General features: G+C 68.2%; 11 protein-coding genes and 1 tRNA gene. 8 read left to right on the top strand and 4 right to left on the bottom strand.

Annotation, left to right across the window (positions count from 1 at the left end; genetic code table 11):
• Positions 1-17: 17 nt before the first annotated feature.
• The 3 genes from ABIA73_RS06885 to trxA form a co-directional block, all read right to left on the bottom strand.
• Complete coding sequence (locus ABIA73_RS06885) at positions 18-1652, bottom strand: CHASE2 domain-containing protein (RefSeq protein WP_033831706.1); 1635 nt, start codon at positions 1650-1652, stop codon at positions 18-20.
• Positions 1649-3349, bottom strand: coding sequence for a FecR family protein (locus ABIA73_RS06890; protein WP_354275576.1), 1701 nt, complete (start codon positions 3347-3349; stop codon positions 1649-1651). Before ABIA73_RS06890 ends, ABIA73_RS06885 begins: the two co-directional genes overlap by 4 nt.
• A gap of 107 nt (positions 3350-3456) precedes the next feature.
• Positions 3457-4314 carry a thioredoxin gene (trxA, locus tag ABIA73_RS06895; protein ID WP_134832905.1) on the bottom strand — a complete coding sequence of 286 codons (858 nt, stop codon included), beginning with the start codon at positions 4312-4314 and terminating at the stop codon, positions 3457-3459.
• 153 nt (positions 4315-4467) lie between these two features.
• Here trxA and ABIA73_RS06900 point away from each other — a divergent pair, with 153 nt between their 5' ends.
• The 8 genes from ABIA73_RS06900 (at position 4468) to ABIA73_RS06935 (ending at position 11360) form a co-directional block, all read left to right on the top strand.
• Positions 4468-5076, top strand: coding sequence for a DUF998 domain-containing protein (locus ABIA73_RS06900; protein WP_354275577.1), 609 nt, complete (start codon positions 4468-4470; stop codon positions 5074-5076).
• Between the two features lie 105 nt (positions 5077-5181).
• Positions 5182-7821 carry a leucine--tRNA ligase gene (gene leuS / locus ABIA73_RS06905; protein ID WP_025879299.1) on the top strand — a complete coding sequence of 880 codons (2640 nt, stop codon included), beginning with the start codon at positions 5182-5184 and terminating at the stop codon, positions 7819-7821.
• Between the two features lie 139 nt (positions 7822-7960).
• Positions 7961-8536 (top strand): LPS-assembly lipoprotein LptE, encoded by a 576-nt coding sequence (locus ABIA73_RS06910; RefSeq protein ID WP_025879298.1) that lies wholly within the window; start codon positions 7961-7963, stop codon positions 8534-8536.
• 12 nt (positions 8537-8548) lie between these two features.
• Entirely contained in the window at positions 8549-9586 is a 1038-nt protein-coding gene (holA, locus tag ABIA73_RS06915; protein ID WP_025879297.1) for a DNA polymerase III subunit delta, read from the top strand.
• A 3-nt stretch (positions 9587-9589) separates the two neighbouring features.
• Positions 9590-10255 (top strand): nicotinate-nucleotide adenylyltransferase, encoded by a 666-nt coding sequence (nadD, locus tag ABIA73_RS06920; protein ID WP_025879296.1) that lies wholly within the window; start codon positions 9590-9592, stop codon positions 10253-10255.
• Between the two features lie 58 nt (positions 10256-10313).
• Complete coding sequence (gene rsfS / locus ABIA73_RS06925; RefSeq protein ID WP_025879295.1) at positions 10314-10727, top strand: ribosome silencing factor; 414 nt, start codon at positions 10314-10316, stop codon at positions 10725-10727.
• Positions 10728-10790: 63 nt separating this feature from the next.
• Positions 10791-11261 (top strand): 23S rRNA (pseudouridine(1915)-N(3))-methyltransferase RlmH, encoded by a 471-nt coding sequence (gene rlmH, locus ABIA73_RS06930; protein ID WP_025879294.1) that lies wholly within the window; start codon positions 10791-10793, stop codon positions 11259-11261.
• A gap of 22 nt (positions 11262-11283) precedes the next feature.
• A tRNA-Asn gene (locus ABIA73_RS06935) sits at positions 11284-11360 on the top strand.
• A gap of 128 nt (positions 11361-11488) precedes the next feature.
• Here ABIA73_RS06935 and arcD read toward each other — a convergent pair.
• Positions 11489-12910, bottom strand: a complete 1422-nt coding sequence (gene arcD / locus ABIA73_RS06940; RefSeq protein WP_099843238.1) for an arginine-ornithine antiporter — start codon at positions 12908-12910, stop codon at positions 11489-11491.
• Positions 12911-12983: the final 73 nt, after the last annotated feature.

A 12983-nucleotide genomic window follows, 5' to 3' on the forward strand; every position in this document is an offset into this window, starting at 1 on the left:
GACAGGCCTGCCGGGCGTTACGGTCCGGGCGTGCCGCCGTCGATCACGTAGCCGTCGCGGCCATTGTCCTTGGCCCGGTACAGCGCGTTGTCGGCGCCTTCGACGAAATGATGCGGTTGCAGGTCGCCGTCAGGCACACGGGTGTAGACGCCGATGGTCAGGGTGACGCCTGTGTCGCTGCCATCGCCGGGCGGCGGCAGGGCGCGGATGCAGGAGATCAGGTCTTCGATCACCTGCCGCGCGCCTTCAACCGGGGTGTCGGGCAACACCAGTGCGAACTCGTCGCCGCCGTAGCGGGCAGCCATGTCACGGGGGCGCCGGGCATGCGCCTGGATCAGGCGGGCCACTTCGCACAGCACGCGATCGCCGACCTGGTGGCCATGACGATCGTTGTGGTGCTTGAAGTGGTCGACGTCGATCAGGGCCAGGGTCAGTGGCTTGCCACTGCGGCGTGCCGCATCGCATTCCTGTTGCAGCGACTGTTCGAAGCGCAGGCGGTTGCCCAGTCCGGTCAGCGCATCACGGTTGGCCTGGCGGTGCCAGGAGGCGATGCGCCAGGTCGCCCACGCCGTCAGCACGAGCACGACGCCGAGCAGAGCGCTGGCCGGCGCCCACCAGAGGCTGCCGGTGCGCAGCAGCAGCCAGCTCAGCAGCGGCGCGGCCGGCAGCGAGCACAGCGCAACTACCCAGGGCAAGCGCAGCCCGAGCAGCAGCACGCACATGGCCACCAGCAGGCCGGCCAGGGCGTCCTGCCAGGCGCGGGGCAACACGTTGATCTGCTTGTCCTGAAGCAGCATCGAGGCGATGTTGGCCTGGTACTCGCTGCCGCTCATCCAGTATTCGCGGGTGGTGGGTGTCAACAGGCGGAGGGCGATGCCGCTGGCCGTCATGCCCACCACGATGCGCCTGCCACGCAGCATCGAGGCATCCACGCGCCCTTCCAGCACATCGGCGTAGGACACCTGCGGCAAGCGTTCCGGTGGCCCGGCATAACGCACGCGCACGTAATCATTGCGGCGCCATTGATAGGGCGAGTCCAGCGCCGGGTCGGGATCGGGCAGGCCCTGTGCGCGTTGCGGCGGCAGGCCGGTCAACGCCAGGCCGAGTGCCGGCCAGTGCGCCTGGCCGATGCCGGCGTGCAGGTAGGCCCCGCGGGCGACACCATCGCCGTCGACTTCAACGTCGCTGTGGCCGATGGCGGCAGCGCTGGCGGCAATCAGCGGGATCGGCAGCATCTCCTCGGCCATGCGGTCGCCGGCGGCCGGCGCGGCCAGCACCGGCAGTACCACACGGCCGTTGCGACGGATCGCCGCTGCCAGCTCGGCATCCTGCCGCGCATCGCGACGGTCGGGCTCGGACAGCATGAGGTCCAGCGCGACGCGCTCGGCACCGGCGTCGGTCAAGCGGTCCAGCAGGCGGGCATGCATCGAGCGCGGCCACGGCCACTGGCCCAGCCGCTGCAGGCTGCCTTCGTCGATGGCCACGATCAGCACGCTGGGGTCGGGGCGGTAATCCCAGCTGCCGACCATCAGGTCGTACGCGCTTTCGTCCTGCCGCCACAGCCACTGGCCATGGCTGACCACCGCCGTCGCTACACCCGCCAGCAGGGCCAGCAGGATCCGTCGCGACCACGGCAGCGGCGAGCGCCTCACAGCAACAGCCACAGCAGCAGGGCACCACCGCTGGCGCCGTAGCACAGGCGACACGGCAGCTTGACCTGCTGGGCGGGCGAGAACGGGCCAGCATGGCCGTCGTCATCGATGTACTGCACGCGGATGTGCAGCGTGCCGCGCCACGGGCGCTTGAAACTGACCTGCGGTTGGTCGACGGTGGTATCGAGCAGCGGCGCGCTGAAGTCGCCGCGGCGATCGACCTGCACGCGGTAGCGCTGCCCGTCGCTTCCCGCCTGCCAGCGCAGGGTCAGCTCGCCATTGGTGGCTTCGGGCGGCTGCAGTGCCGGGTCTACCGGTTCATCGGTCAGTTGCAGCGTCAGTGCCTGGCCGTAGCGACCCTGGTGGCCCTGGTCATCACGCGAAGCGACCCGCCAGTAGTACTGGCCGGGAGGCAGCGGCTGGCCCAGGCGCAGGTCGGTGCCGCCGGTGCTCTGCTCGCGCAGCGGCTGCAGGAACTGCGGCTCGTCGGCCACCTGCAGCACGCTGCTGCTGGCACCGGGCGCCTGGCTCCAGTGGAAGCGGGGACGGTCGCTGTTGACCGCCTGTCCCTGCAGCGGGGAAATGGTCAGCGGCGGAGGCGGCTGGTCGTCGAGGACGAAATCCTCGCTGGCATCCAGGCCTTCCACACCCTGTGCATCCACCGCCCGCAGCAGCAGGCGCAGCGTTCCTGGCGGCAGCTCGCCGATCAGCAGCCGGGTGTCGGCGGTGTCGGCGGCAAACAACAGGATTTCCGGGGTGGCGGCCTGCACGACTTCCACACGGTAGTGATCGGCGCCGGTCACCGGCTCCCACGCGAGCTGGGCCGGCAGGGCTCCCAGACGGGTCGCATCGGCACGCAGGCGCGGTGCCGGCAGCAAACCGGAAACCGCTTCGGGCGCCGTTCCGCTGCCGGCGCTGCGGCTGGCCTGGCCGGGGTGCACCAGACGCTGGCCATGCGGGTTGCCGACCTGCACTTTGCCCTCCAGTACCTCGGTGGCACCGGCATGGGCATCATCGCCGGCGCTGACCCGGAACACGGTGCCGCGCACGCTGCTGGTGGCCGTAGGGGCATCGATGATGTAGCGCGAGGCCGGCCCGCGCGCAGGGGTGACCCGGTTGCTGGCGCGCCCCTGCTGCAGGCGCAGGCGGGTATCGACCATGCCGGTGCGGCCATAGCGGCTGAGCTGGTCCAGGCGCAGGCGTGAGTATTCGCGCAGCTGCAAGCGCGACGCATCGGCGAACTCAAGGGTGATGCTGGAATCGGCCTTGGTCTGGATCGCGTCGCCGATGTGCAGCTGTTCGCCTGCGCGCACGGCGCGGCTGCTGCTGCCATCGGCCGCGCTCAGTTCAACCTGCCCACGCACGGCCAGTACCCGCGCCGGGGCGGGCTCAACGCGCAGCCAGCCGATCGGGAAGCGCAGCAGTTCACCCGGCGGCAGCCGGTACGGGTTGTCGATGCGGTTGTGCTGCTGCAGTTGCTGCCAGCCGATGCTGGGCTTGAGGTAGGCCGCGCCGAGATCCCACAGGGTATCGCCGGGGCGGACCCGGTAGTTCCAGTCCTGCGCGCCGGCGAGCGCCGGCCACAGGCAGAGGGCGCACAGCAGTGTGCGCAGGAAATACTTGATGAAAGACGACGAGCGGCCAACGGTCACGGATAGCTGTCCCGGCAAAGCGGGGGCGCAGCAGCAAGACCCCATGGCCCCGACCTCATCCCCCCGAACGGATCGTGGCGGCCCTGGGGGCCACCATCGCGGGCATTATTGCCCGCGTTCAGTGCAGGGATTCTGAACGATGCCGGTGCCGTTCAGAACAGCAGGGAGGCCATCCGGCGCCGCGAACGGCCGACCAGGTCTTCATCGGCGATGACGTTGAACGCATCGATCAGGGCCTTGCGCGGCAGTCCTTCCTGGAAACTGCGGTCGATCCGCAGCATCTCGAGGAACTGTTCCAGCGCAGCTTCGTCCTCGCCGGCCAGCAGCAGCTGCACACCCCGCAGGTGGCGTGCCTGCAGATCCTTGCCGTCGGCAGCGATGCGCGCATCCAGCTCCTCGGCGGGCGGGGCATCCTTCAGCGCGGCGGCGAAGGAGAGCCGGGCGCGGCCACGCACGGCGCGGTCGTCGGTGGCCAGGTTGGCGGGCAGGGCATCGATCAGGGTGCCGGCCTCGTCCACGCCGCCGACCTGCAGCAGGGCCAGGGCCAGGTCGAGCTTCAGCTCATCCTTGTCCGGCTCGGCGGCGATCTGCGCGCGCAGCACGTCCACCTGTGCCTGCGGGTCCAGCGGCGCTTCGTCCTCGGCGATGGTGTCGCCGACGTCAGCCGGCACAACGCCATGCTGGGCCAGGAATTCACGCAGCTGGCCTTCCGGCAGGGCGCCGGGGAAGCCGTCCACCAGCTGTCCACCCTTGACCAGGAACACGGTGGGCACCGAACGGATCTGGAAGGCCGCCGCGATCTGCTGTTCCTTGTCCACGTCGACCTTGGCCAGCTCGAACGCGCCGTTGTATTCGCCGGCCAGCTTCTCCAGCATCGGGCCGAGGGTCTTGCACGGCTCGCACCAGGTCGCCCAGAAATCCACCAGGACCGGCGTCTGCAGCGACTTCTGCAGCACTTCCGCCTCGAAGGTGGCAGTGGTGGCATCGAATACGTAGGTCGTCTCGGTCATGGGGCATCGTTCGGCATCTGGAGACCGATTCTATGGTGACGAACCTTGCCGGTCTCAACCCTGCGGTCACGCCCACCATGAAATCGCGGACGGCTTGGCGCAGGTGCCGGCTGCCGTGACAATGGCCTGATGTTCTCCTGAAGAGTGGCTGCAATGTCCGTGGTTCGGCTGGATCGTTGGGTAGGCATGCTCGCTGCAGCCCTGTTCGTGCTGTCGGTGGCCGGCTTCGGTGCGGCCCTGCCGGACTATTCGCAGGCGATGCATCCGGTGACCTGGCTGGGCGCGGACGGCATCCCCCATGCGCTGGGCTTCAACCTGCTGGGCCTGGTGCTGCCGGGTGCACTGGCGGTGGTCGTGGCCGAGCGCCTGCGCCGGCAGCTGCCGGTGGACGCCGCCTGGACGGCACGCGTGGGCAGCCAGATGCTGCTGCTGGCCGGTCTCGCCTTCATCGCGATGGGCCTGCTGCCGCTGGATTTCGAAGACCAGATGGGCATGCAGGGCCCTGCCAGCAAGCTGCACGCCAGCGTGTGGATGGTCTGGGCACTGGCCTTTGTCGCCGGCAGCGTGATGCTGGGCGCGGCGCGGCTGCGGCATTCCGGCGGGCGCAGGCTGGGCCTGCTGACGCTGGCCTGCGGAATCGGTGCCGGTCTGCTGGCGTTCGGCCTGCCGGGGGTGCTGCCGGCGGCGCTGGCGCAGCGGTTGGCCTTTGCCTGCTGGGCGCTCTGGCTGGCCCTGGCCCTGCCTCTGTCGCGCGGGCGCTGAGACGCTTCCCGCAGCCACGCCGCGCGCCGGTCCGGCAGGCAGGATTGGAGCCATTTGCCGCACTGCGGTACGCTGTACCGCTTTGCCGCCGCAACCGCGTGTTACATGACCAGCGTCGAACCCAACGTTTACGATCCGCAGCAGGTTGAATCCGCCGCCCAGCAGTACTGGGATGCTACCCGTGCCTTCGAGGTCGATGAAGCCTCGGACAAGCCGAAGTACTACTGCCTGTCGATGCTTCCGTATCCGTCCGGTGCGCTGCACATGGGCCACGTGCGCAACTACACGATCGGCGACGTGATCAGCCGCTACAAGCGCATGACCGGCCACAACGTCCTGCAGCCGATGGGCTGGGACGCGTTCGGCCTGCCAGCGGAAAACGCCGCGATCAAGAACAAGACCGCGCCGGCCGCCTGGACCTACAAGAACATCGACCACATGCGCAGCCAGCTGAAGTCGCTGGGCTATGCCATCGACTGGTCGCGCGAGTTCGCCACCTGCCGCCCGGACTATTACGTCCACGAGCAGCGCATGTTCACCCGGCTGATGCGCAAGGGCCTGGCCTACCGCCGCAACGCGGTGGTGAACTGGGACCCGGTCGACCAGACCGTGCTGGCCAACGAACAGGTCATCGACGGCCGTGGCTGGCGCTCCGGCGCGTTGGTGGAAAAGCGTGAGATCCCGCAGTGGTTCCTGCGCATCACCGACTACGCCCAGGAACTGCTGGACGGCCTGGATGAACTGGACGGCTGGCCGGACTCGGTCAAGACCATGCAGCGCAACTGGATCGGTCGTTCCGAAGGCCTGGAAATCCAGTTCGATGTGCGCGACGTCGATGGCGCCGCACTGGATCCGCTGCGCGTGTTCACCACCCGCCCGGATACTGTGATGGGCGTGACCTTCGTGTCGATCGCCGGCGAACACCCGCTGGCGCTGCATGCTGCGAAGAACAATCCGGAACTGGCTGCGCTGCTGTCGGAAATGAAGCAGGGCGGCGTGTCCGAGGCCGAGCTGGAGACCCAGGAAAAGCGCGGCATGGATACCGGCCTGCGCGCCGTGCATCCGGTTACTGGTGCCCAGGTGCCGGTGTGGGTCGCCAACTTCGTGCTGATGGGCTATGGCACCGGCGCGGTGATGGCCGTACCGGGCCACGACCAGCGCGACAATGAATTCGCCAACAAGTACAACCTGCCGATCCGCCAGGTCATCGCGCTGAAGTCGCTGCGCAAGGACGAGAGCGCCTACGACGCGACGCGCTGGCAGGACTGGTACGGCGACAAGACCCGCGAGACCGAACTGGTCAACTCCGACGAGTTCGACGGCCTGGATTTCCAGGGCGCCTTCGAAGCGCTGGCGGAGCGTTTCGAGCGCAAGGCACAGGGCCAGCGCCGGGTGAACTACCGTCTGCGCGACTGGGGCGTGAGCCGCCAGCGCTACTGGGGTTGCCCGATCCCGGTGATCTACTGCGACAAGTGTGGTGCGGTGCCGGTGCCGGAAGACCAGTTGCCGGTGGTGCTGCCTGAAGACGTCAACTTCGTCGGCACCGGTTCGCCGATCAAGGCCGATCCGGAATGGCGCAAGACCACCTGCCCGGACTGCGGCGGCGCGGCCGAGCGTGAGACCGACACCTTCGACACCTTCATGGAGTCGAGCTGGTACTACGCCCGCTACACCTCGCCGGGCGCCCGCGATGCGGTCGACAAGCGTGGCAACTACTGGCTGCCGGTGGACCAGTACATCGGTGGCATCGAGCACGCGATCCTGCACCTGATGTATTTCCGCTTCTACCACAAGCTGCTGCGCGACGCGCGGATGGTGGACAGCAACGAGCCGGCGCGGAACCTGTTGTGCCAGGGCATGGTGATCGCCGAGACCTACTACCGCCCGAACCCGGACGGCTCGAAGGACTGGATCAACCCGGCCGATGTGGAAGTGCAGCGCGACGAGCGCGGCCGCATCACCGGCGCCACCCTGATCGCCGACGGTCAGCCGGTGGTGGTCGGTGGTACCGAGAAGATGTCCAAGTCGAAGAACAACGGCGTGGACCCGCAGGCGATGGTCGGCAAGTACGGTGCCGACACCGTGCGCCTGTTCTCGATGTTCGCGGCACCGCCGGAACAGTCGCTGGAATGGAACGAAGCCGGCGTGGACGGCATGGCCCGTTTCCTGCGCCGCCTGTGGGCACAGGTGCAGAAGCACGCTGCCGACGGTGCCGCACCGGCGCTCGACGCGGCTGCACTGGATGCCAGCCAGAAGGCCCTGCGCCGCAAGACCCACGAGACCATCGGCAAGGTCGGTGACGACTACGGCCGCCGCCACAGCTTCAACACCGCCATTGCCGCGGTGATGGAGCTGATGAACGCACTGGCCAAGTTCGAGGACGGCAGCGAGCAGGGGCGCGCCGTGCGCCAGGAAGCGCTGCAGGCCATCGTGCTGCTGCTCAACCCGATCACCCCGCACGCCAGCCACGCCCTGTGGCAGGTGCTGGGCCATGGCGAAACGCTGCTGGAAGACCAGCCGTTCCCGCAGGCCGACAGCAGTGCGCTGGTTCGCGATGCGCTGACCCTGGCCGTGCAGGTCAATGGCAAGCTGCGCGGCACGATCGAGGTCGCCGCCGATGCCGCGCGCGAACAGGTTGAAGCGCTGGCGCTGGCCGAGCCGAACGCGGCCAAGTTCCTGGAAGGCCTGACGGTGCGCAAGATCATCATCGTCCCCGGCAAGATCGTGAACATCGTCGCTGCCTGATGTACCTGGCACCGGCCGCCATCGTGGCGGTCGGTGCGTTGTCGCCACGCCGGGCACGCCCGGCCGATGGCCCTGCGTTCACGCGGCCTCGGGCACCCTGTCTGTTGCCGTGATCGCCCGGCTCCGCCAGACTGTCTCCATGACCCGAATCCTGCTTGCCCTCGTTCTCGTCCTCGGCCTCGCCGGCTGCGGTTTCCACCTGCGCAACAAGCTGATGCTGCCGACCGACACGGCGCCGGTGAAGGTGGTCTCCACCGCGCCCTACAGCGAGTTGGTCAAGCTGTTGAACCGCAGCCTGCTGGCATCCGGTGCGCGCTTGGCCGATGAGGACAGCGAGGGCCCCAATGCCCAGCTGCAGGTGCTGTCCGAACGCTGGGGCGACCTGCCCATCGCGATCGACTCGCAGGGCCGCGCGCAGGAATACAGCCTGCGCTATGCGGTGATCTTCATCTTCCGTCGCGAAGACGGCAGCGAGCTGGTGCCGCAGCAGGTGATCGAACTGTCGCGCGACTACGTGTCGCCGCCGACCGACGCCACCGGTACCACCACCGAACGCGAGATCCTGGCCGATGAACTGCGCCGGGAAATGTCGGCCTCGATCATCCGCCGCATCGACAGTGTGGTCCGCGCCGAACTGGAAAAGGGCGGTAGCCTGTCGGCGCCGAAGCCGGTCGAGCGCGATCCGGTCGAGCCCGCACCCGCCGTCCAGCACTGAGCCGGGCGCCTGATGGAACTGCGACCGGAACAGCTGGCCGGGCAGGGCGCTGACACGGCGCTGGCGCCGGTCTACCTGATCGCCGGTCCGGAAACGCTGCGTGTGCTGGAGGCAGCTGATGCCGTACGTGCCCGTGCACGTGCGGCCGGCATCGACGAGCGCGAAGTGTTCGACGCCGATGGCCGTGATTTCGACTGGAACCAGCTCGACGCCAGCTTCAATGCCCCCAGCCTGTTCAGTGCCCGCCGCCTGGTGGAAGTGCGCCTGCCCAGCGGCAAGCCGGGCAAGGACGGCGGTGAGGTGATCAGTCGGTTCTGCGCCAACCCGGCGCCGGACGTGATCCTGATGATCACCGCCAACGAATGGAGCAAGGCCCACCAGGGCAAATGGGCCGAGGCGGTGAACCGCGTCGGCGTGCTGTCGGTGGCCTGGGCCATCAAGCCGCATGAGCTGTCGGACTGGATCGAACGGCGCCTGCGCAGCAGGGGCCTGCGCGCCGAACCGGCGGCCGTGCAGCGCTTGGCCGAACGCGTGGAAGGCAACCTGCTGGCGGCTGCGCAGGAGATCGACAAGCTCGTATTGCTGGCCGACGGCCAGACCCTGGACGTGGAACGGATGGAATCGCTGGTGGCCGATGCTGCCCGCTACGACGTGTTCCGACTGGTGGAAGCCACCTTCTCCGGCCAGGCCCAGGCGGTACTGAGGATGCTGGCCGGGTTGCGCGGCGAAGGCGAGGCCGTGGCCGCGCTGATGCCGATCGTGATCCGCGAGCTGTTGGCCGGTGCCGGCCTGGCACGGGTACAGGCACGTGGCGGCAATCTGGCGGCGGAGATGAAATCCCGGGGTATCTGGGAATCGCGGCAGGCGCCCTACAAGCGCGCGCTGCAGCGGCACCCGGAAGGCAAGCGCTGGGAGCGTTTCGTGGCCGAAGCAGGGCTGGTTGACCGCATCGCCAAGGGCCGCGCAGACGGCGATGCCTGGCTTGCGCTTGAGCGCCTGCTGGTGGCGGTGGCCGAAGCGCGTGCGGTGCGGCTGCTCGCCCGGGCCTGATCCATGAGCCTTCGGATCTATTACGGGGGCACCTTCGACCCGGTGCATCTGGGCCATCTGGCAATCGCGCGCGCCGCGCGCGATGAACTGCAGGTGGCGGTGCGCATGCTGCCTGCCGCCGACCCGCCGCATCGCGCGGTACCGGGCGCGACCGCCGAGCAACGCTGCACCATGCTCGGCCTGGCCATCGGCGATGAACCGGGCCTGCTGCTGGACCGTCATGAGCTGGATCGGGCCGAGCGCTTCCCTGGCCGACCTTCCTATACCGTCGATACCCTGCGCGAACTGCGGGCCGAACTGGGCCCCAGCCGCCCGCTGGCGTGGCTGGTGGGGGCCGACAGCCTGCTGGGCCTGCCCAGCTGGCACGAGTGGCAGGCGCTGTTCGGTCTGGCCCATTTCATCGTTGCCGAGCGGCCCGGCAGCCCGCTGCGGGCCAGTGTCGACGGCGCGCTGGGTCAGGCCACCGAGGGGCGCTGGGCCGACAACGAGCAGGCCCTGTTCACCAGCCCGGCCGGCCGCATCCTGCGCCTGCACCACCCGCTGCGGGTGGAATCGGCCAGTGCCGTGCGCGCCCAGATCGCCGCGGGCGGCCCCTGGCGGGCCATGCTGGCACCGGCGGTGGCCGACTACGTTTCTGGCCACGGCCTGTACCGCCCCGCCACCTCGTGAATACGGTTGCCGCGCTGTGCCCGTATAATCGCCCCCACGTTTATCGAGTCGACCCGCTTTGAGCAACCAGACCCAGCCCCAGACCATCAAGGTCGATCTGCCCAGCCCGCCGCCCTCCGTGCCGGAACTGCTGGCCAGCGTCCGTCAAGCCACCGAAGACCTGAAGGCCAAGGACCCGGTCGAGATCGACGTACGCGGCAAGTCCAGCGTCGCCGACTACATGGTGGTCGTATCGGGTACTTCGACCCGCCATGTGAAGTCCATCGCCGACGAAGTCGTGCGCTTCGCCAAGAACATCGACGTCATGCCGCTGGGTGTTGAAGGCGAGCGTGAAGCCGAATGGGTGCTGGTCGACCTGGGCGACGTCATCGTGCACGTGATGCTGCCGCGCGTGCGCGAGTTCTACGCGCTCGAGCGCCTGTGGACCGTTGGCGACCAGCCGCCGTCCTACGATGACGACGAAGTGGCCTGAGCCATTCGTTGATGCAGTTTTCGACGGCGCCGATGGCGCCGTCGACGTTTTGGAGGAATGTTGATGAAAGCCCGCCTGATCGCCACCGGCGAACGCGCGCCCAGTTGGGTGGCGCAGGGATTTGCCGAGTACCAGAAGCGGCTCTCGCACTGGCTGCCGTTCGAGCTGGTGGAGATCGAGCCCGGCCTGCGTGGCAAAGGGCGCGACGCACGTCGCGCCACCGAGGACGAGGGCAAGCGGGTGATCGCTGCGTTGCCGAAGAATGCCTATGTCGTTGCACTGGACGTACCGGGCCGCCAGCTCAGTTCCGAACAGCTGGCGCAGCGCCTGGAGCACTGGCGTGGACAGGGCAGGGACCTGGCGTTCCTGATCGGTGGCCCGGAAGGGCATTCGCCGGAAGTGTCTGCGCTGGCCGACGAAAAGTGGTCGATCGGCCCGCTGACGCTGCCGCACATGCTGGTGCGGCTGGTGGTGGCCGAGCAGTTGTATCGCGCTGCTGCGATGTTGGCCAATCACCCCTACCATCGCGCGTGAAGAGTCGTTATACTGGCGGTCTGCCCGAATAGCTCAGCCGGTTAGAGCACTTGACTGTTAATCAGGGGGTCGTTGGTTCGAGTCCAACTTCGGGCGCCACATTCAAGAGGCCTGCATCGCAAGATGCAGGCCTTTTTTGTTGTGTCGCGCCGTGCAGTCACGTGCGGCGGTGGATCCACCCCATGCGTGGATGCATGGCGCGAGATCCTCCGACAACAGACACGGCACTACAAGGTCAGCGCGCCACGGGCGAACGCCACCAGCGTAGCGATCGCCACCACCAGGATCGCGCCGAACAGCACCCATTCCCAGCGCGTGAACACCCGCTCGCCGCGCTGGCGCCGGGTCAACGCGTACAGCACTACGCCCGGCACATACAGCAGTACCGACAGCAGCAGGTTGTCCAGGCCACCGGCATACACCAGCCACAACGCATAGGCGCTGGCCAGCAGCGCGACGATGAAGTCGCGCCAGCGGGCGCCGGCCGCGCTGGCGTAGGCCTCGCCCTGCCAGGCCAGCTTCACGCCGAATGCGCTGGACAGGAAGTACGGCACCAGGCTCATCGACGCCGCCAGCAGCACCAGGCTGGTGTAGCTGCCCGAATTGAACAGCACCAGCAGCAGGAACAGCTGGATCAGGCCGTTGCTCAACCACAGCGCATTGGCGGGCACGCCGCGCGCATTCTCGCGGCCGAGAAAGGCCGGCATCGTGCCATCGCCAGCGGCGGCAAACAGCACTTCGGCGCACAGCAGCACCCACGCCAGCAGCGCGCCCAGTACCGAGATGATCGAGCCGATGATGATCACCGTCGCTCCCCATTCGCCAACGATCGCGCGCAGCACATAGGCCATCGAGGGATTGGGCAGGCCCGCCAGCTCGGCCTGCGACAGCACGCCCATCGACAGCAGGCTGACCAGCACCAGCAGCAGCCACACGCCGATGAAGCCGATCACCGTGGCGCGGCCGACATCGGCGCGTCGTGCCGCGCGCCGCGAATAGATGCTGGCACCTTCGATGCCGATGAACACCCACACGGTGACCAGCATCATCCCGCGCAGCTGCTGGCCCATGTCGCCCAGCGCGGGAGCGCCGAAGAAGTCGGCGCGGAAGACGTCCATGCGGAACGCACCGGCCGCCAGGACCAGGAACAGCGCGATCGGCACCAGCTTGGCCACGGTGACCAGGCCATTGATGATCGCCGCAGTGCGCAGGCCGCGCAGTACCAGCAGGTGCACGGTCCACAGCAGCAGCGACGATGCGGCGATGGCGGCCGGTGTATTGCCTTCGCCGAACACCGGTGCGAAGTGGCCGAGACCGCTGAAGATCAGTACGAAGAAGCTGGCGTTGCCGAGTACCGAAGCGACCCAGTAGCCCCACGCGGCGGAGAAACCGATGTAGTTGCCGAAGCCTTCGCGCGCATACGCATAGATGCCGGTGTCCAGGTCGGGGCGACGATTGGCCAGGGCCTGGAACACGAAGGCAAGCATCAGCATGCCGGCACCGCTCACCGCCCAGCCGATCAGCGCGGCGGCCGGGCCGGCGCTGCGCGCCACGTTCTGCGGCAGCGAGAAGATGCCGGCGCCCACCATCGAACCAACCACCAGCGCGGTCAGTGCGGCCAGGCCAAGGCGTTGAGTGGAGGAGGGCATCGCGCCTGTCGCAGGAGAAGGTGCCCCCATGATGGACGCTGACGCGTGTGTAGAAAAGCAAAGGCCCGGGCGT

Source organism: Stenotrophomonas sp. 2694 (assembly GCF_040548715.1).
Taxonomy (GTDB): domain Bacteria; phylum Pseudomonadota; class Gammaproteobacteria; order Xanthomonadales; family Xanthomonadaceae; genus Stenotrophomonas; species Stenotrophomonas indicatrix.

What these genes read in the sequence shown, in the direction of transcription:
- trxA (WP_134832905.1), bottom strand. Translation starts at nt 4,314, where the DNA reads ATGACCGAGACGACCTACGTATTCGATGCCACCACTGCCACCTTCGAG.
- ABIA73_RS06900 (WP_354275577.1), top strand. Translation starts at nt 4,468, where the DNA reads ATGTCCGTGGTTCGGCTGGATCGTTGGGTAGGCATGCTCGCTGCAGCC.
- ABIA73_RS06910 (WP_025879298.1), top strand. Translation starts at nt 7,961, where the DNA reads ATGACCCGAATCCTGCTTGCCCTCGTTCTCGTCCTCGGCCTCGCCGGC.
- leuS (WP_025879299.1), top strand. Translation starts at nt 5,182, where the DNA reads ATGACCAGCGTCGAACCCAACGTTTACGATCCGCAGCAGGTTGAATCC.
- holA (WP_025879297.1), top strand. Translation starts at nt 8,549, where the DNA reads ATGGAACTGCGACCGGAACAGCTGGCCGGGCAGGGCGCTGACACGGCG.
- arcD (WP_099843238.1), bottom strand. Translation starts at nt 12,910, where the DNA reads ATGCCCTCCTCCACTCAACGCCTTGGCCTGGCCGCACTGACCGCGCTG.
- ABIA73_RS06890 (WP_354275576.1), bottom strand. Translation starts at nt 3,349, where the DNA reads ATGGGGTCTTGCTGCTGCGCCCCCGCTTTGCCGGGACAGCTATCCGTG.
- rlmH (WP_025879294.1), top strand. Translation starts at nt 10,791, where the DNA reads ATGAAAGCCCGCCTGATCGCCACCGGCGAACGCGCGCCCAGTTGGGTG.
- nadD (WP_025879296.1), top strand. Translation starts at nt 9,590, where the DNA reads ATGAGCCTTCGGATCTATTACGGGGGCACCTTCGACCCGGTGCATCTG.